Origin of the sequence: Dysgonomonas massiliensis, assembly GCF_900240225.1 — a bacterium.
Classification (GTDB): Bacteria; Bacteroidota; Bacteroidia; order Bacteroidales; family Dysgonomonadaceae; genus Dysgonomonas; species Dysgonomonas massiliensis.
Genome location: NZ_OEPV01000005.1, coordinates 31918 through 52452 on the forward strand (window position 1 = coordinate 31918; position 20535 = coordinate 52452).

Here is a 20535-nt window from a genome sequence, read left to right on the forward strand (position 1 = left end):
ATATTATGAACGAATACAATCCTTTTTCACTTCGTGAGAAGATCATTTTAGTAACAGGTGCTTCGTCCGGAATAGGAAAGTCTGTTGCCATAGAATGTTCGAGGATGGGAGCTAAAGTGATAATTACCGGAAGAAATGAACAACGGCTAAATGAAACTTTTGGCCAACTTACCGGAGATGATCATATAAAAATAACTGCAGACTTGAGTTTGGAAACGGGCTGTGCTAAGCTTGTCGAAGAATTATCAGATAATATCGATGGAATTGTGCATTGTGCAGGAATAACTCATCATAAACCTTTTCAATTTATAGATAAAGAGAGCTTAGATGAGATTTTTGCAATAAACTTTACTGCTCCAACGTTGATGACTAATCTGTTGGTTAGAAAAAAGAAACTGAATAAGGCTAGCTCTATAGTATTTATAGCATCAACAGCAGGTGTTGTAGGTGCTTATGTTTCCGGAAGTTTGTATAGTGCAACTAAAGGTGCTATCAGTGGTCTTGTGAAAGGCATGGCTTTGGATCTTTCTCCTAGAAAAATTAGAGTAAATACTGTTTGTCCGGCAATGATCAATACAAATATCCTCACGGATAATCAAGTAACAGAAGAACAGTTGATAGAAGACGCAAAAAAATACCCTCTTAAAAGATATGGTAATCCCGAAGAGGTTGCACACGCAGTAATATATCTACTATCTGATGCATCACAATGGGTTACCGGAACGAATTTAATAATTGACGGGGGATTGTCCGTCTCATAGATAAGAATGAAAGAAGTATATATAAAGGCATTGTCTTACTACTTACCTGAGAAAGTATTGACGAATGAAGATTTAGTCAGAGATTTTCCGGAATGGTCAGCCGAAAAGGTTGTATCAAAAGTAGGGATCAATAAACGACATATTTCAGCCGATGATGAAACATCGGGCGATATGGCTGTAAGTGCAGCCCGAAACTTATTTTCGGAATGGAGCATTAATCCATCCGATATAGATTTTGTTATACTTTGTACTCAGAGCCCAGATTATTTCTTGCCTACCACGGCATGTATTATCCAAGAACGGTTGAATATTCCGACAAGTGCCGGAGCATTGGACTTTAATCTTGGTTGTTCGGGTTATGTTTATGGATTGGCTGTGGCTAAAGGTTTGATAGCCGGAGGTATAGCAAAAAATGTACTTCTATTGACTGCAGAGCAATATACTAAGTTTATTCATCCTAAAGATAAAGGAAATAGGACCATATTTGGGGATGGAGCTTCGGCATCACTTATATCAGAGACGGGCTTTGCTAAGATTGGAAACTTCAGCCTAGGTACCGATGGCAAGGGGATGAATAATCTTATTGTCGAAACCGGAGGGCTAAGAAATAGAAATCAGATGCCCGAGGAAATTATGGATGGTAACGATGCTGTAAAATATCCCAATAATCTTTATATGAATGGAAGTGATATTTTCACTTTTACGCTCGAGCGTGTTCCTCCTTTGGTTAACGATATTTTAGCAAAGAATAATTTTGAGAAATCGGACATAGATTTACATATATGTCATCAGGCAAATAAATACATGCTCGATTTTTTACGGAAGAAAATGGCGATTGATCCGGATAAGTTCTATTATTATCTATCGGAAGTGGGAAATACAGTATCGTCTACTATCCCGATTGCTATATATGAAGCTCGCAAAGAAAATCGATTGTCAGGGAAAGTCCTGATTGCCGGATTTGGTGTAGGTTACTCTTGGGGAGGTACAATTTTAGAAATTGTATAGTTACTTAAGTGTAAGTTTCAATTTGAATATTATATAGAAAGAACATGCATTTTGTTAGTAAATCCACGTTAAATTATTTAAGCAGTAAATACATAGTTCACTTATTTGTGAATATTGTCGTATTTTCTGCTTTGGCATTTGTTCTTCCTATACGTTTTGAAACAAATGACGATATCGGGATGTTGGCGATAGCCTCGGGTAACTATTTATCGGGCCCTGATGCTCACCTTGTATTTATTAACTATATATATGGACTGCTCGTATCGTCATTGTATAAACTTTATGGTGGGATAGAATGGTACACACTACTATTTGCAATTATTCATATTGTGTCGTGGAGTATTATTTCTTGGAGAATATTTGCTGAAAAGGCAAGACCTATAAGCAAACTTGTAGCTTCGCTTCTTTTTCTAAGCCTCGAAATTTGTTGTATTCTATATTTTCAGTTTACTACTACGGCTGCGGTCTGTGCTACCGGTTCTGTCGTACTTTTTATGGCTTCGCGGGATGACAAACTGCGAATTCTGGCTATTTTATTATTCTTTTTAGGGACATTAATCCGATTCGAAGCTGCTTGCCTTGTTTTATTATTATCTACACCTCTTTTTGTGAAAGAATTATTCGCCGTAGGTAATAAACAACTAGGAAAATATATGATGAGTTGCTGTATTCTAGTTGCTTTGCCAATTGCGGCGAAGATTGCCGATAAGAAAATTTACGATTCGGATGCAGAATGGAAATATTATAAGGAATACAATCTTCTCAGAGGAGGGATAAATGATAATCTGAATGCCTATGTATTAAAGGAACTTCCCCAAGAAGTTACAGAGACAGATTATAACCTGTTTTTACATTTTTTTGCAGATTGCAGTGTGATGACATTAGACGTTATACAAGATATTACCTCGCGTATAGATCGCATTAGTATAAGTGATAAAATGCATAATCTTCTACATAATACGATCCGATATCGGATCCCGATGTCATTCGTATTCTTATTATGCTTAACGGTATTTTTATTACAAAAAGATAAAAAAAACCGTTCTATCGTAGCTCTTATATTCGGACTGCTTGTATTTGTTATAGTATTTGTGTCTCTGGATGCATTATTGAAAGAGAGAGTCTTTATATCCATGCTGATTCCTGTTTGTTGGATGCTCTATTCAATATTCATACATTCGGAGAAGCAATCGAATAGGTGGGTTTGTTTCTTTATGTTAGGATTATCTCTTCTTCTTACGGCAAGTTTGCATTATAAATATATCAATCCAGAAATCAAGAAGAACGAGAGAAAGCAAAATCGTGACGAGCCTCTAACTTTGGAAGTAATAGATTATATGAAAACACTTAATGACGAATACATTATGCAATATCAAGGAGGTGTCAGATTGCAACACTTGTCTCCATTCAAAACATCAGAGTATATAGAAGGGCTTAAATGGGTTAATTCTGGTTGGTATTCTTATATTCCCTTCAATAAAGGAGTATTTGACTCCTATAAAGATATTATAGATAAAAATTATGTGTTGGTTGCTCATGTGGACAAAGATAAATTAGTAGGACCAATCAAAGAAAGCGTTAGATTGCATTATGGAATTTCAGTTGAACCAAAAACTGTTTATGAGTCTAATTTGTACTCCTTGATAAGATTTGTGTCTGTTAATAATTAAAATGAAATTTTATATTGCCTCTGATTATTTTCTTTTTACTATTATCAGAATAGACAGACAAGAAGGAACTTATGCAAAAAATAAATAAATGTAATTTCTTCGAGAAGTATATTGTACATCTCATAATCAATAGCATTGTCATATTATTGATAGCACAGTTATTGCCTATGAATTATGAGTCGAATGATGATACAGCCATGCTACTCTTCAGCTCGGGAGTGTACTCGGGAACGCCAGATGCTCATTTGGTATTTATTAATTATATTTATGGCTTTCTTGTATCTTCGCTCTATCGGATATACTCAGGAATAGAATGGTATACTGTCCTTTTTGTAGTAATCCATGTAGTCTCTTTTAGTATTATTACATGGAGGCTCGCAGTATCGAAATATAATAATGTTTTCAAAATTATATTTTTGTCACTTTTCTGTCTGATAGAAGTATATTGTATTAGTGCTCTTCAATTTACAACAACTGCTGCAGTTTGTGCTTTAGGTTCACTCTTACTCTATGTATCTGGTAACAAAACCTGTACTCAAATCCTAGCAATTCTACTTTTTTTACTAGCCTCTCTGATTCGTTTTGAAGCTGCATTTTTGATCTTCATAATTTATAGCCCTTTGATTGGTTATCATATTTTGCAGTCTGATTCATCTCGTAAAAAAATAATCGTCTTCTTAGTTCTGTTAGTCAGTCTTCCTGTATTGGCAAAACAAATAGACGGTTGTATATACGATTCGGATGAATCTTGGAAAAAATATAAAGAATATAACCTTTATAGGGGAATGATAAATGATAATCTAACAGTGCTGGATGAGGATCAATTGCCTGCAAATATTACAGAATCCGATTATAGGCTATTAGGTAACTTCTTCCCTGATACAGACGTCTTTAATGTCGAAGTATTAAAAGAAATATCGGAGAAGAATAAAGGAACTACATCTCATGATAAATTTTATAGAGTCGTATTCAATCTGCTGATATATCAATATCATGTTTGCATTATAATTTTCATTTCCTTTCTATTATTTATACTGCTACCTGCCCGAGGACGGATTATTTTATTCTGTTCTTTATTATTGTTGACAATGTCTTTTATTTATATGTCGATAATAGGAACTCTTAAGCCCAGAGTATTCGTATCAACAATATTAGCTTTGTGTTGGGTGCTATTTGCTCTGTCAGGGATGGTCAAAGTCGAAAGAAAAACAATCGTTTCTATTTTTATTATATCGCTTTTGGCACTATTTATATCTCTGTCGGTAGATATCAGTAAATGGTACAATGGTTTGAAAGGTTTAAATAGGGCCTTTATACCGGCACAAGAAACATTAAGAGAATACGTAAAGAGTAGACCGCAAGAGGAAATAATTGTTCCTTATCAGTCGGCTTTGCGTTTCGAAATATACTCGCCTTGGGAAATAAGTAAAGAAGCACAGCAATATAAATTTAGATGCCTAGGCTGGTTGTCTACCATTCCGCTAAATGATGGCGAAGTAGATTCGTTTTTGGATATTATAGATCAAAAAACAATACTGATAGGGAAGAATAATTATAGATTGTTTATGAAAAATATAAAAAAAAGTATATCTCATCATTACGGGATAGAAATTCAAGATAATATTATCTTTGAGAATGAATTGTATTATCTTTTGAAATTAACTAAAAAGAACGACGCAAATGATACCATTTAATAAACCTTACTTTACAGGCAAAGAGACAGAATATATAAAGCATGCTGTCGAATTAGGAAAAATTTCGGGAAATGGATACTATACCAAAAAATGTCAAAGTTTTTTGGAAGAAAAATACGGCTTCAAAAAAGCTCTGTTAACGACATCAGGTACCGATGCCTTGGAAATGACGGCTATTTTGGCTGATCTTGCTCCCGGAGACGAGGTTATCATGCCTTCATATACATTTGTGAGTACGGCAAATGCTTTTGTATTGCGAGGTGCTAAAATCGTTTTTGCCGACTCAATGGAAGACAATCCCAATATTGATGCTTCAAAAATTGAAAGTCTGGTTACTCCCAAAACGAAAGCTATTGTAGTAGTACATTATGCTGGCTTTGCTTGCGATATGGATACTGTTATGGATATTGCAAAAAGATATAATCTGTTGGTGATCGAAGATGCTGCTCAGGCTATTGATAATTACTATATCGATAGAAATGGAAATAAAAAACCTCTGGGGACGATTGGGCATCTAGGTGCATTCTCGTTTCACGAAACTAAAAATATCATTTCGGGTGAGGGCGGTTTATTGACTGTTAATGATCCGAAGTATATTCTGAGATCAGAGATAATCTGGGAAAAAGGAACTAACAGAACTGCATTCTTCCGTGGAGAAGTTGATAAATATGGCTGGGTAGATATGGGCAGTTCATTTCTACCTTCTGAAGTAACAGCTGCATTTCTATGGGCTCAATTAGAGCATATGGACGAGATTCAGGCAAAACGTATTTCGCTGTGGAATAGATATAATGAGAAGCTTAAGCCTGTAGCTGAAAAAAAAGGTTTCAGATTACCTGATACTCCTTCTTATTCGACCAATAATGCACATATGTTCTATCTCGTATGTAAAGGTATTGAGCAACAAACACAAATAATAGACACTCTGAAAACGCACGATATATTGAGCGTATTCCACTACTCAAGCCTTCATAAGAGCGATTTTTACAAATCGAAACACGATGGACGTCAATTAGAATATAGTGATAAGTATACCGAGTCGTTGGTGCGTTTACCTCTGTACTACGAATTGACAGAGCAGGATGTAGATAATATTGTTCGTATAATTGACGGAATTTAAATGCAGATTTCAAGAAGCAATGTGTACTTACTTGTAGGTATTCTTGTAGTTTCTATTATAACTATATTTCCTTTCTTTTACTATCAGGAAGATATAACTCTCCGTGTTCATGATAATATGGATTCTAATATTGTTTGGGTCAAGATGCTTCTTGATAATAATGCTTGTTGGGTAGCTCCTGATACAATAATAGAACAGATAATGAATGGAGTCCCGCGCTCATCATTGTTATCAACCTATGATTTGGCTCTTCTCGTATTCTGGATATTCGGAATATTCTGGGGTTATGCTATCAACAAGGTATTTCTAGCAATAATTGCATTTGCCGGAATGTATCTATTGCTAAAGAAACATATTTTATCTGATAATACTCCGATATACATATCTGTACTCACGGCGATTTTATTTGCCATTCTCCCTTTCTGGAGCTTTATAGCTTCTGTGGCGGGTGTACCTCTCGTATTTTGGGCATTTCTGAACTTGAGAAATAATGACAAGAGAGTGGTAAACTGGCTAGCACTGATATTATATGCATTTTATTCATCTCTAGTTCTGACAGGTTTATTTGTGTTGATTGCCCTCTCATGTGTTTTCGCTTATGATTTGATTATCAACCGTAAGTTCGGAAAATACTTATTCGCAGGGTTGGCTTTAACAAGCTTTGCATATATCCTTAGCCACTGGCCGATGTTTTATATGCATTTATTCGATTCGTCGGGTTATGTTTCTCATCGTGCCGAAATGAAAGTTTTGGGTAATATCTTTTTAGGATTCTATGCATATTTCTGGGATGCTCTGAAGAATGGAGGCCCTTCGCATTTAATATCGATGCAGGCTCCGATAATATTGGTTTTAGCTTGTGTTATCCCAGTCTTGATGGTTATAACCGGTAAATATGATAAGAAGTTCTTGTTTGTATTGGCTGTACTGCTTTTATCTACACTTACCATATCGTTACTTGGATATGAGAAAATAAGAAATATCGTACAAGTTATTTACGATAATACAATAGCGTTGGATATGGCCCGTGTTCACTGGCTTACACCCGCATTGTGGTATGTTCTTTTGGGGCTCGCATTTGCTTATGTTACAAAATATATCCCTAAAGGAACTTATATTGTAATAGTATTATTTTGCTTGCAATTCTATAATATTCAGCGAGATGATACCAATTTGTTGAAAGATTCTAATTCAAAGTTAACATATAAGGAATTTTATTCAACAGATCAGTACAATGAAATAAAAGAGGTTATCGGAAGTAAACAATCAGATTATCGAGTAATCAGTGTCGGAGTAGTCCCTGCCGTAGCTCAGTTTAATGGATTTTATACATTAGATGGATATTTGGCTGACTATCCGTTAGAATATAAGCACAGATTTGGAGAAGTAATTCATGATGAATTAGAACAATGCCCTTTTGTAAAATGGCTATTTACAACATGGGGTAATTATTGTTATGCTTATTCTTGCGAGCTATGGGGACAGCCTGATCCAAAACAATTACCAGAAGTGAAATTGGATTATAATTTCGAAGCATTAAAGAAGATAGCAATAGAGAAAGATGTTTACATAATTTCAGCAACAAGAATAAAAGATACTCCTATTGAATTGATTCAAGAACTTAAAAGCCAGGATTGGCATTGGAATGTATATCTTTATAAAGTAAATTAATAAGAATGAGATCGGACAATCGATACTTTGAGAAGATAGTTTCGGATAAATATTTAGCTATCTCTATTATTGTAATTGCAATAATAACTTTATTCCCATTCTTCTATTACCAAGAAGATATAACACTTCGTATTCATGATAATATGGATTCTAATATTGTTTGGGTTAAGATGCTTCTTGATAATAATGCATGCTGGGTAGCGCCTGATACAATTGTTGAACAGGTAATGAATGGAGTTCCACGTTCCTCGCTATCTTCAACCTATGATTTAGCATTACTTATATTCTGGATTTTCGGAATATTTTGGGGGTATGCAATCAATAAGTTATTATTGGCCATTATAGGGCTTGTAGGTATGTATCTCTTGCTGAAAAAGCATATTTTACCATCCAATACACCTGACTATATATCTTTATCAGTAGCATTTCTTTTCGGGTCATTACCCTTTTGGAGTTTTCCCGCAACAGTAGCAGGAGTTCCTCTTGCATTTTGGGCATTTCTCAATCTTCGTAAACAAGATACAAGGCTCGTTAACTGGCTAGCATTGATTCTGTATGGAGTCAATTCATCATTGATATTGACCGGTTTCTTCGTCTTACTGGCAATGACTTTGATTTTTTTGTTCGACTGGATTGGTAGGCAGAAGTTCAATATCTATTTATTTGCAGGTCTGGCGTTGCTGAGCATAACATATATTCTTACTCACTTCCCGGTTTTTTATGCACATCTGGTGCCAACTGTCGGCTACGTATCGCATCGGACAGAGATGCACATGATGGGAAATCAGGAAATGGGATGGTATTACTTCGTGTACGCCTTGCAAAGAGGTGGCCCTTCTCACCTTATCATTATGCAGATCCCAATAATATTACCTTTGGCTTGTTTTACAGTCGGACTAATGCTCTTCAAAAGGCAAATTAACCGTAATTTTATCATCATATTCTCGGCTATATTGTTTTCTACAGTATTAGTTACCATCCTTAATCTTACTGTCGTAAACGAGATTATGACCGAGGTATATGCTAGAACCATTCCTTTGGATTTAGCTCGTGTACAATGGCTAACGCCAACCTTGTGGTATGTGTTGTTTGCTTTATCACTAACATTATTGATAAAATATTATCCTAAAAGTAAATATTTTGTTCTGGTGCTTGTGGCTCTACAATTTGCAAATATTAAAAGGCCAACTAGCAGTTATAGGAAAGATTCGAATTCACCGATGACATATAATCAGTATTATTCGCCACAGCAGTTTAGTAAGATAAAGGAGTGTATTGGAAAAGGCCAGAAAGATTATAAGGTGATAAGTGTTGGCTTGGCCCCGGCCGTATCGCAATTTAATGGATTTTACACGATAGATGGTTATCTTGCCGATTATCCATTGCAGCATAAGCATGCATTTCAAGAAGTCATACAAGGCGAGATCAATAGATCGGGCTATATCCGTCATTTGTTTGTAGACTGGGGGTCGTGCTGTTACGCATATTCATCGGAACTGATGAAAGTAAGTAAAACAGGGGTGGAAAATAGTTTACCTACGATAAACCTGGACTACAATTTCGAAAAGCTTAAACAAATGGCAAAAGGTAAAGAAGTCTATGTTATTTCAGCTGCTGAAATAAGTAATACAGAACTTGAACTTGTTGATACATTCATTCAGGATGAGTGGTATTGGAAAATCCGTCTCTATAAAGTTAAATAGCAGATAAATTACTGCTTGTATTTAGGCTTGTCTGCGAGTAATATATGGATGACTAGTCCTATAACACCAAATATCATTCCAGCTATAACTGCTGCACTCCAACCATTGATAGCCCATACTCGGCCACCAATAAAGGTTCCGAGTGAGCCTCCTATGAAATATGAAACCATGTAAATGGTATTCATTCGGTTACTAGCTTCTGGGTGAGCTGCTAGGGCAATTGTCTGATTCGTTACGTGCATAGACTGTAATCCCATATCGAGAAGAATAATGCCGACAATTAGACCGGCATAAGAGGCTCCCCATATTCCAAAAATAATCCACGATATAACGATAAGAGAAGAACCTATCATTATAAGCTTGTTCTTCGATATACGTTTCGATATAGCTCCAACACGAGAGGCTGCTAACGCACCTCCGATTCCGAAAATACCAAGAAGTCCGGCTACATCACTTCCTTGAAAGAATGGAGCACGTTCGAGATGAAAAGTCAGAACAGTCCAAAATACAGAAAAAGATGCCAATCCCATTGCTCCACGCACAGCAGCCAGCCGTAGAACTGGAGTTGTACGAGCATAGTGGACCATTGATTTCATCAGTTGCCCATAAGATCCTTTGAAAGTTGGTATTATATCGGGAATGTTTATTGCTACCAATATTGCCAGTACGAACATTACTCCGGCTGCAATGTAATACATCTCGTGCCAACCTAGATATTCTCCAACCAATCCGCTGACAACGCGTGAACCTAAGATTCCGATAAGAAGCCCACTCATGACAATTCCTACATTCTGATCCTTATCTTCGGGGCGGGATAGTTCGGCTGCAAACGGTACAAATATTTGTGGTACAACAGATGTGAAACCGATGAAAAAGCTCGATATAAGCATTACAGTAAGAGATTGGGCTGTAACAAATATCAATAAAGATATTATGATGAAAATAAAATCGATCAGGATGACTCGTTTTCGGCGAAACATATCTCCTAAAGGAATAAGCAAAAGCAATCCACACGCATATCCCATCTGTGTAACCATCGGTATACGGCTGGTTGCTTCTTCGCTCTGCCCTAATTCGCGCGAAATCATACCTAGCAATGGCAAGTTGTAATAGTTGTTTGCAACTACTAGTCCTGCGCCTACAGTCATGAGCCATAAAGTTGGCTTGCTGAGATACTTTTTGTTTTCGTCGGTCAGAGGCTTCAATATTTTACAGGCAAAATTGTATGACAATAATTGGTATTGTGATGTGAAAACTAAGTTACAAAATAAAAATGATAGGAAATAAGGCAGAGACAAGTAAAACACTTCGAAATGTTTTTTATATATTTATGAAAACATATTTACTTACTCACAAAATGTCAAATGCCATTGTCTGTTGCATGGCTATGGCATATACCCAAAACTAACATATTATGAGTGTTAAGAAAGTTGCTCCGATGGGATTCCAGTTTTATGTATTAGACCCATACATAATAGCGATGCATCATCGAGACTTATTCCCTAAAGGGAACGGAAAAATGGGTCCAATAGAAATGCCTCTAGGTAAGAATAATGGCAATGATTTTGATATGAATGCCTCTTGGAGAATGTATCACGGAAATACTATTTCCGGATTTCCGGTGCATCCGCATCGAGGCTTCGAAACAGTGACAGTTATGGTCGAAGGTTTTGCCGATCATTTCGACTCGAAAGGATCAAAAGGACGATATGGTCAAGGCGATGTGCAGTGGATGACTGCTGGTGCAGGTGTACAGCATTCGGAAATGTTCCCGATGTTGAAAGATGATACCGAGAATCCGATGGAGTTGTTTCAGATATGGTTGAATCTGCCAAAGAAAAACAAATTCGCGAACCCTGATTATAAGATGTTTTGGTCGGAGGATATCCCGACTGTTACTGAAAGGGGAGTCGAAGTGAAAATTATTGCTGGCGAATATAAAGGAGTTAAATCTTTAGATCCATTACCTGATTCGTGGGCTTATGATCGAAATAATCATGTCGGTATCTGGATTATAACGCTTGAACCGAAAGCCGAAATGACGATTCCGGCTGTATCGTCTACATTGAATCGTGTATTGTACAACTACGAAGGTGGTGGTGTAATTGATATTGACGGCAATAAAGTAGAAAAAAGGTACTATGCAGAATTAGAAGGAGATAAGGATATCCGAATTGTCAATGGAGAAGAAGCAACAAAACTTTTGCTACTTGAAGGCGAGCCAATCAATGAACCATTGGTTTCGTACGGACCATTTGTCATGAATAATCAAGCAGAGATTAAACAAGCGTTACTTGATTATCAAAAAACGCAATTCGGAGGGTGGCCTTGGGAACGTGAAGATCCTGTAAATACGAAAGAACAAGAACGTTTTGCGAGTTATAATAATGGAGAACGTGTAGAATATCCAAACAAAAAATAATAATAAACCTAAAGTATTAAGAAGATGGAAGAGAGAAGATTTGTAAACAACGAAGAGAAAAGCCGTTACGAACTGCATGTAGGAAAATATGTAGCATTGGCAGAGTATATAATCAATATTGAAAATACAGTTTATATGACTCATACCGAGGTTCCAAAGGATTTGGAAGGGCAAGGAGTAGCATCAGATATAATAAAAAGATCGCTTGAAGATATAAAGGCTAAAGGCTTCAAGGTATATCCACTTTGCCCGTTTGTAATTGCTTATATCAGAAAATATCCAGAGTGGAGAGAGCTTGTTAGATAATTAATAAACCAATCATAAAGTTATGGAATCTAAAACACTGTATTATAAAACTAAAGATTTAACTATTATCTGGAAACCCGAGTTGTGTGCTCATGCAGGAGTTTGTGTGCATACGCTCCCCAAAGTCTATAATCCGAAAGATAGACCTTGGGTAAAACCCGAATTTGCATCGACTGCTGAGTTGATAAAGCAAATAGATGCATGTCCGTCAGGAGCATTGACTTATAAACTGAATGACGAAGATGAAAAATAGAATATTTTTCATCTGAAAATTGTAACTTCGTTACCTGAATTACTTAACTGTAACAAAAATAAAATTAAATGAGTAAAACAGTATTAACCGTTGCTATGATTGCTGCAGCCAGTCTTTGTATGAGCTGCAATGGCACAAAGCAACAAGAGACAACGAACCAAAATTTTACGTACGAAGTGGACGAATTTGCAGATATTCAGATCTTACGGTACCAGGTACCCGGATTTGACGAATTGACATTACAACAAAAAACAATGTTGTATTATTTATCTCAAGCAGCATTGGAAGGACGTGATATCCTTTTCGATCAGAATAATAAGTATAATCTAGCTATCCGCCGTACATTGGAAGCTATTTATGCGAATTATAAGGGAGATAAGTCAACAGCTGACTATAAAGGTTTCGAAGAGTATTTGAAACGTGTTTGGTTCTCGAATGGAATTCATCATCACTATGGTGAAGAAAAATTCTTACCTGCATTTTCGAAAGAGTTTTTTGCAGAGCAAGTAAAAGCTATTCCTACTGAACAGGTACCAACCAAAGAAGGTCAGTCGGTAGATCAATTTGTAGAAATGATCACTCCGGTAATTTTCGATCCTGCAGTGATGTCTAAGAAAGTAAATAAAGCTGCTGCAGATAAAATTCTTGAATCGGCAAATAATTATTACGGCGATGGTGTAACACAGAAAGAGGTCATTGCTTTTTATGATGCAATGAAAGACCCGAAAGATCAGCAGCCAATTTCTTATGGACTGAACAGCCGTTTAGTTAAAGAGAACGGCAAGTTGGTAGAGAAAGTTTGGAAAATTGACGGCCTATATTCTGATGCAATAAAACGTGTTGTTTATTGGCTGGAAAAAGCTCTGCCATTGGTCGACGCAAATGATACTAAGCAAAAAGAGTCTCTGACTAAACTTATTGAATTCTACAAAACTGGCGACCTGAAAACTTACGATGATTATGCCGTAGCTTGGGTTCACGATCATGCTCTGATTGACTTCGTAAATGGTTTTACCGAAGTATATGGCGATCCTCTTGGATACAAAGCTAGCTGGGAATCGGTTGTAAACTTCAAAAACGTAGAGGCGACTAAACGTACTGAGATTATCAGTTCGAATGCTAAATGGTTCGAAGATAATTCTCCGATCGATGACCGTTTTAAGAAAGAAGAAGTAAAAGGTGTATCAGCAAAAGTTATTACAGTAGCTCAATTGGGTGGAGACTGTTACCCTGCTACTCCGATAGGAATCAACTTGCCGAATGCAGATTGGATCAGAAAAGATCATGGATCGAAATCGGTAACTATCGAAAATATAATGGAAGCATACGATCAGGCATCATTGCATACAGGATTCGGCGATGAGTTTATCTGGAGCGATGTAGAGAAAGAATCGAATAAAAAGTATGGTTTCATCACGGATGTATTGCATACCGATTTACACGAATGTTTAGGTCATGGATCTGGTAAATTACTTCCTGGCGTTGATCCTAATGCTTTGGGAGAGTACAGCTCGGAAATAGAAGAAACTCGTGCCGATTTGTTCGGTCTTTATTATGTGGCCGATCCTAAACTTGTAGAACTAGGCATCATACCTAATGCCGAAGCATACAGAGCTGAATATTATAAATTCATGATGAATGGATTGATGACTCAGTTGGTACGTATCGAGCCGGGTAAAGATATCGAAGAAGCTCATATGGTTAATCGTCAGTTGATAGCTAAATGGGTATACGAAAAAGGTCAGGCCGATAATGTAGTCGAATTGAAAGTACGTGATGGTAAAACATTTGTTGTGATCAATGATTACGAAAAATTACGTACGCTGTTCGGTCAACTATTGGGCGAAGTACAACGCATCAAATCGGAAGGCGATTTTAAAGCCGGAGAAGCATTGGTTAAGGATTATGGTGTGAAAGTAGATCAAAAACTACATGCAGAAGTTCTAGAACGTTACAAAGGATTGAATATGAAGCCTTACAAAGGTTTTGTAAATCCTAATTATGTTGTGACTACTGATGATGCGGGTAACATTACAGATGTGAAACTAACTTTCGACGAAGGTTATGCTGATCAGATGATGCGTTATTCGAAAGAATATTCGACATTACCTACTTATAACGACTAATTTTGAATCACTATATGAGAGAGCGAAGTTCCATTTGGAACTTCGCTTTTTTGTATTAATGTATTCTCCATATAGTTCTATTAAGTAAAATATTCTAACTTGCATAAAAAATGTGAATATGACCCCAAAGTTACGATTGATAATTCTATTATTGATATTACCCCTATTTGTGTCAAATGTTTATGCACTTGATAATGGCTGTATGTATACAGATTCGATATTGCCTTCCCCTTCACTGCTTTTGGAAGAAGAAGTGATTATGCAAACTAAAGATTTGTCCGATCTTCTTAAAATTAATATCTATGATCAGCCTTATTCATTATCGGCTAGCTATGGCGACAAAAAGCAGTTGTGGGAAAATACTGGAGGAATTGTAGGAGGTATGTTGATTGCTACGGGAGTCATGATGATGCTGCCAGACGATGTTACTAACTGGACGGGTAACGAAGGAAATACTATTTTTACTAAATGGTACTATAATGTCAAGAAAGGTCCCGTTCACGATAAGGATGGTTTTATAGTCAATTATATTCTACATCCCTATTCAGGTGCGGTTTACTATATGAATGCCCGCTCGGCGGGTTATAATGCGTGGCAATCGCTGTTGTATGTAAGCTTCGTATCGAATGTCGTCTGGGAATATGGATTAGAAGCTTTTGCAGAGCCACCATCGTTGCAAGATTTACTTTGTACTCCCACTATTGGGGCACTGATGGGAGAGGGGTTTTATCTGGCTAAACGACAAATCGTAGCAAATGACTATCATATATTAGGCTCGCGTGCAGTGGGTAAGGTGATTGTTTTTGTGATTGATCCTGTATCAGAAGTGATGGATGCTGTATTGAAACGTAATAAAAAACGCTCAAAAGATTATTCACTGCATGTATCTTACCCTACATTCGGACGAAAATCACTATTTTCGTTAAGATTGACTTTTTAATCCGATAAAACTTAAATTGATATATTATGAAAAAACTTGTTGTATTGTTAACTCTAGTATTGATATTCTGTATCAATGTGCAAGCTCAAACGGATAAGGAGATAGCTCTTCAAAAAGGTAGAGAAGCGGTCAAACTTATGGACAGTGGAAAGATTGATGAAAGCATTAAGCTTTTGGAAGAGGCTATGAAGTTAGATCCAGAAGAATCGGAATTCCCATACGAAATGGGATTTGCTTATTATCTGAAAGAAGATTATAAGACAGCGATCAAGTATCTAAAAAGGTTAGAGAAACATAAAGATAAAAAGCCCATACATTTCCAGCTTTTAGGCAATGCATATGATATGGATGGTAATCAGAAAAAAGCTTTTGAAGCATATGATAAAGGTTTGAAATTAGATCCTAAAGCTGGGATAATATATCTTAGTAAGGGCATTGTGTATATGAAATTGGGAAAGATACAGGAAGCTTTGGATTCTTTTGAGAAAGGAATAGAAGTAAATCCGGAATTTCCATCTAATTACTTTTGGGCAGCTAAGTTATTTTGCGAAAATACTGAAGAAGAAGTGTGGGGTATGATTTATGGTGAGATATTCTTAAACTTAGAACGCAACACAAGGCGAACCCAAGAAATAAGTAAACTTCTTTATGATACTTACAAAAATGAAATTCAGTTTAAGGGAGATACGGCTGCATCTATCAGTTTCAGTAAGATGAATGTAATCAATCTTGATACATCGAAAGAGGGCGATATCGAAGCCTTGGTGAATAGTTTCAAGCCTCCATATGGAATGTTCGTTTATGAAGGAACTTTATTGAAGTCTATCTTGGATGAGAGAGAAATTAATATGGAGACTCTTAGCAGAATCCGTGCCCGTTTTGCTAAGATGTACGACGAAGAACATGCGAAGCGATATCCTAATGTTTTATTTTATTACCAGAATGAATTGGATAAATTAGGATTTTCTGATGCATACAATCATTGGATACTCAAGTCCGGAGATGTTGATCAGTTCGATAAATGGGTAAATGATAATCCTGATAAATGGAAAGAATTTGAAGCTTGGTTTCCTATTAATTATTTACAGACAAGTGATGATCTGAAATTCTATCGTTTGCAATACTAGCCCTTCCTAGAAGATAATAAAAAAAGAGATAAGCAATTTATGCTTATCTCTTTTTTATATATCGGTGACTGACCGTTAATCTTGAACTTTCTCTTCTGCTGGTTGATCTTTTATATCGCAAGTAAACTCCAACTTTTCGATTGCAGCTTTTAGCTTCTCAGGCGAAGTCTTCTTTGTATCATACTCAATGCAAACTGTTTTATCTTCCAAGTTTACTTTCAGATCTTTTACACCTTTTTCCCAAGGAATATTTTTTTCGATCTTAGCTTGACAGCCATGGCAGCTCAGACTAACGTCAAAGCATACTGTGTCAGTTTTCTTTTTTTTGTCTTGTGCACTGATTGTTGTTACACAAACCAGCATCATTACTAATAAGATTTTAAATGCTTTCATATGTTCTATTTTTATAGTTTTCCAATTCTCCATCTGATACCCGCATATATCTTACGTCCCATCAAAGGACCCCATATTAGCGATGAATCAAAATTCTGTCCGAAAGGATTTTCGTAATCTATTATCGGGTTCTTCTGTTTATAATCGAAAATGTTTTCAGCTCCTAAATATACATCAAAACGTTTTGAGTTTTTTGTTATTTGTGCAAAATAAATTGGGAAAGAACTTGATTCGCGTTTTGGCGAATCGTATCCATTCATACCCGGTAAGCGCGAAGGACCATTGAATTGAGCAGTAACATCGAATACCCATTTCCTGAATTTGGTAGCATAAGCCAGATTAACCAATCCGCGATAGCGCGATGTAAGTGGTTTTTCCATCTTGTATTTATTGATGCCATCAGTATAAGTTACTTTCGAGTCATTCAGACGGAATGCGGCAAACAGATCAAATCCTTCAAAAAGATTCATTGATAAGTCTACCTGAAATGCATTAGCATGAGAACTTCCTTGCAAGTTGTAGAAATATACCTGTCCTTTATTTCGTTCAATGTCCGTAATCGCCTGATTCCTGAAATCGGAACGGAAGTAATCAACGCTCAGAGTAGCTTTTTCGCCATTCCAAATCGGAATGTAGAATGTTATGTTTGCCCCGTAGTTCCAAGCATCTTCGATATCCAGATTATTGATACTCTCTACATTGACATTACGCGATGAAGCAAGTAGGCCAATATTCTCGGCAATTACGTTAGGAGATCTATACCCGCGTCCTGCGGATGCTCGGAATATGATATCGTCAGTTATGCTGTAACGTAGATTTGTCCGAGGAGTGTATAACCAACCGAATTTGCTGTTATAATCGGCACGCATACCCACGATGAAAGTCAGTTTATCGTTCGGAGCAAATGTATATTCCCCGAATGCACCCACGACAGCTTCACGGCGATTGATCTGCGTTAGCGGAGTATTGTTGAACGGCAATCTGTCTTCGTAGTTTGTCTTATAATCGTCATAAATAAAGCTCATTCCGGCTGTGTATTTATGAGCTGGGCTACCGAAATCAGAAGTAAATAGAGCATTACTGTGGAATGAGTTTTGTTTCCCGTTATAAGATTTGTCGCCGAAGCTGGAATTCTGATCGTGATGCGTATAACTATTGATCAGGCCGATACTTTGTCCCTCTTTATTGCCGATAGCTATTCCGGTCTTGTTATAAACATTGAAATTTTTGTTGCGGATATTCGTCTGGTATAGCCTCATACCTTCGGTCATGTGCTTGATATGATCGGCATCTTGTCCTCCTTCACGCGTTTCATATAAGAACTTAAGTCCGAATCTTGATTGTACTCCATTTTCTTCATCCAGATAGAACCATCTGTTATAGAAATTTGCCAATTCGGTCTTTGGCATATCCAAGAATGTATCGTCATTTCCATCATGACCTTTCTTTTCCATCGATCCGTGAGCCAGTAAACCTACCCACCATTTTTTGCTCAGTTGAGTAGCTGTTGTAACATTCGCCTCGAAACGTTGAGCATCGTCTGCAAACAGATTGATGAATAATTGCTCAGTCTGATTGGGCTTTTTATGCTCAACATTGATCTGTCCGGTCAATGACTCGTATCCGTTAACAACCGATGAAGCACCTTTCGATACCTGTACAGATTCCAACCAAGGACCCGGAATATAGCTCCATCCATATGTCGACGCCAATCCTCGAAGCATCGGTACATTCTCGTCAGTCATCTGACTGTAAATGCCAGATAAACCAAGTAATTGTACTTGTTTTGCTCCCGATACGGCATCAGTGAAGCCTACAGTAATACTTGCACTATTCTCGAAACTCTCAGACAGATTACAACATGCCATTTTCATCAGTCCGGTAGTCGTTATAAGCTCTGTTTTCTGAGCGGTAAGTCTCGATAGTACTGTTCCCCGCTGATTGACGGTGACTTCAGCTGCAGCAAGTTCTATTCCTTCCTTCAGCGTGAAATTTATTTTATTGTGCTTGATATCCGAAACGCGTATACTATCCGAAATATATCCGGTAAAGCTGGCAACAATATATCCATTCGTATTATTAACACCGCTCAGGCTGAAAGTTCCATCCGATTCGGTAAAAGTTCCTTTGTCAGTTCCCGAAAGATAGACGCTAACTCCAACTAGAGATTCTTTTTTAGCATCGCTATTTATAGCAGAAACCGAGCCCGTTATCGTTTGGGCTTTGAGCGCTGCTACTAATAGAATGAGAGCCAATATAGATAATATAAAACGTAAATTCATAATCATTTTTTGATACCTTAATTAGTTACTTTTCGAATTTGATACGGATGACTAGCTTGGTTTATTTTAATGAAACAAAGATCGTATCTAGACAGAAAAAAAAGTTATATAATTATGGATATAGTTTATAAGATTTTGATATCAATGAATAAATCTATTCGTCTGAATTCGTTTTGTGTATAAGGTTATATAAATAATATGCCCCTATGAGAGAGGGGCATAAACAGATATTGCAGTTATATTTTTTCGATACGCTTATTTTCTATCCAGCCAACATTACCTGCAGCTGTTTCTATTTCGCTCCAATCGCGATCTTCTTTCGTTATTTTAATCTTAGTCCCGGCATGGAGCGTAAACACTTCTTTGCCATTTGTATTTGGCGAACTGCGCACAATTGCCGAAGGTGTCATTATGATTGCCGAATCACGATTCAGAATATCACTTCGTTGTCGGAAGGCAAAGACATTGCCTAAAATGACCAATACGACAAGGACGATTCCTGCATAGAAAGTAATTTGTTTTGCTAATACAGTTTTACTGAAGAAGAATACAAATGTGCAAACAATCAGCAGGACAAAACTTACAACCGCAAACCATGCCCAGGCATTTGAACTCATTGTTTCCTGAAAGCTGTTGATCCATTTTGTAAGGAAGAAGCTCCCGCTATTTTCTATTTTGTCTTCAATGCGTGTATTTGCGAATTTGATATTATGACGAATGTCTTTATCCCCAGGATTCAGAAGTAATGCCCGTTCGTAATTAAGGATTGCCTTAGCTATTTCCCCATCTCGAAAATAAGCATTCCCAAGATTGTAATACAAATCTGCCGAGACTTCAGATTTGGCATTATGTTCCGAAATAAGCTTCTCATATATCTCTGCTGCTTCGCTGAATTTGCCGTTATCGAAGGCTTCCACAGCTTGCTGTTCTTCGGCTACGACTGATACTTCTTGCTCTGTCGGTTTTGCATCCGTTACCTGAGTGCTGTCAGCCTGAGCATTAGCAGTTAAAATATATGATGATATAATAAGTAGTGATAATAATACTCTTTTCATAATC

General features: G+C 36.9%; 17 protein-coding genes. 13 read left to right on the forward strand and 4 right to left on the reverse strand.

The genetic code is table 11. The features are described 5' to 3' along the window. Positions 1–5 precede the first annotated feature (5 nt). From C1A06_RS06230 to C1A06_RS06260, 7 genes are all read left to right on the forward strand, one after another. On the forward strand, positions 6–761 hold the full coding sequence (locus tag C1A06_RS06230) for an SDR family NAD(P)-dependent oxidoreductase (protein WP_101689389.1): 756 nt from the start codon (positions 6–8) through the stop codon (positions 759–761). 6 nt (positions 762–767) lie between these two features. Then, positions 768–1769, forward strand: a complete 1002-nt coding sequence (locus tag C1A06_RS06235) for a 3-oxoacyl-ACP synthase III family protein (RefSeq protein WP_101689390.1) — start codon at positions 768–770, stop codon at positions 1767–1769. Between the two features lie 107 nt (positions 1770–1876). Continuing rightward, the gene (locus C1A06_RS06240) at positions 1877–3439 is read left to right on the forward strand and encodes a hypothetical protein (protein ID WP_101689391.1); all 1563 of its coding nucleotides are present in this window, start codon (positions 1877–1879) and stop codon (positions 3437–3439) included. A 71-nt stretch (positions 3440–3510) separates the two neighbouring features. Continuing rightward, positions 3511–5133 carry a hypothetical protein gene (locus C1A06_RS06245; RefSeq protein WP_101689392.1) on the forward strand — a complete coding sequence of 541 codons (1623 nt, stop codon included), beginning with the start codon at positions 3511–3513 and terminating at the stop codon, positions 5131–5133. Beyond that, on the forward strand, positions 5120–6253 hold the full coding sequence (gene rffA, locus C1A06_RS06250) for a dTDP-4-amino-4,6-dideoxygalactose transaminase (RefSeq protein ID WP_101689393.1): 1134 nt from the start codon (positions 5120–5122) through the stop codon (positions 6251–6253). Before C1A06_RS06245 ends, rffA begins: the two co-directional genes overlap by 14 nt. Beyond that, positions 6254–7924 (forward strand): DUF6044 family protein, encoded by a 1671-nt coding sequence (locus C1A06_RS06255; RefSeq protein WP_101689394.1) that lies wholly within the window; start codon positions 6254–6256, stop codon positions 7922–7924. A gap of 5 nt (positions 7925–7929) precedes the next feature. After that, a complete protein-coding gene (locus C1A06_RS06260) occupies positions 7930–9627 on the forward strand; it encodes a DUF6044 family protein (RefSeq protein WP_101689395.1) in 1698 nt (565 codons plus the stop codon). 8 nt (positions 9628–9635) lie between these two features. Here C1A06_RS06260 and C1A06_RS06265 read toward each other — a convergent pair whose 3' ends face one another. Beyond that, positions 9636–10859, reverse strand: a complete 1224-nt coding sequence (locus C1A06_RS06265; protein ID WP_245872015.1) for an MFS transporter — start codon at positions 10857–10859, stop codon at positions 9636–9638. Positions 10860–11041: 182 nt separating this feature from the next. Here C1A06_RS06265 and C1A06_RS06270 point away from each other — a divergent pair, with 182 nt between their 5' ends. The 6 genes from C1A06_RS06270 (at position 11042) to C1A06_RS06295 (ending at position 16801) form a co-directional block, all read left to right on the forward strand. Further along, positions 11042–12049 carry a pirin family protein gene (locus tag C1A06_RS06270; RefSeq protein WP_101689396.1) on the forward strand — a complete coding sequence of 336 codons (1008 nt, stop codon included), beginning with the start codon at positions 11042–11044 and terminating at the stop codon, positions 12047–12049. Positions 12050–12073: 24 nt separating this feature from the next. Then, positions 12074–12355, forward strand: a complete 282-nt coding sequence (locus tag C1A06_RS06275) for a GNAT family N-acetyltransferase (RefSeq protein ID WP_101689397.1) — start codon at positions 12074–12076, stop codon at positions 12353–12355. A gap of 22 nt (positions 12356–12377) precedes the next feature. Further along, positions 12378–12608, forward strand: coding sequence for a (4Fe-4S)-binding protein (locus tag C1A06_RS06280; protein ID WP_101689398.1), 231 nt, complete (start codon positions 12378–12380; stop codon positions 12606–12608). Positions 12609–12676: 68 nt separating this feature from the next. Beyond that, positions 12677–14734, forward strand: coding sequence for a dipeptidyl-peptidase 3 family protein (locus tag C1A06_RS06285; protein ID WP_101689399.1), 2058 nt, complete (start codon positions 12677–12679; stop codon positions 14732–14734). Positions 14735–14852: 118 nt separating this feature from the next. Further along, entirely contained in the window at positions 14853–15674 is an 822-nt protein-coding gene (locus tag C1A06_RS06290; protein WP_101689400.1) for a DUF3943 domain-containing protein, read from the forward strand. 26 nt (positions 15675–15700) lie between these two features. Beyond that, entirely contained in the window at positions 15701–16801 is a 1101-nt protein-coding gene (locus C1A06_RS06295) for a tetratricopeptide repeat protein (RefSeq protein WP_101689401.1), read from the forward strand. A 75-nt stretch (positions 16802–16876) separates the two neighbouring features. On the opposite strand, the gene C1A06_RS06300 is transcribed toward C1A06_RS06295, so the two are convergent. The 3 genes from C1A06_RS06300 to C1A06_RS06310 all read right to left on the reverse strand — a co-directional run bounded on the left by C1A06_RS06300 (position 16877) and on the right by C1A06_RS06310 (position 20531). Continuing rightward, complete coding sequence (locus C1A06_RS06300; RefSeq protein WP_245872016.1) at positions 16877–17194, reverse strand: heavy-metal-associated domain-containing protein; 318 nt, start codon at positions 17192–17194, stop codon at positions 16877–16879. A gap of 11 nt (positions 17195–17205) precedes the next feature. Next, positions 17206–19476: a TonB-dependent receptor gene (locus C1A06_RS06305; RefSeq protein ID WP_159461384.1), complete on the reverse strand. Its 2271-nt coding sequence runs from the start codon at positions 19474–19476 to the stop codon at positions 17206–17208. 236 nt (positions 19477–19712) lie between these two features. Beyond that, complete coding sequence (locus tag C1A06_RS06310) at positions 19713–20531, reverse strand: SH3 domain-containing protein (protein WP_101689403.1); 819 nt, start codon at positions 20529–20531, stop codon at positions 19713–19715. Positions 20532–20535: the final 4 nt, after the last annotated feature.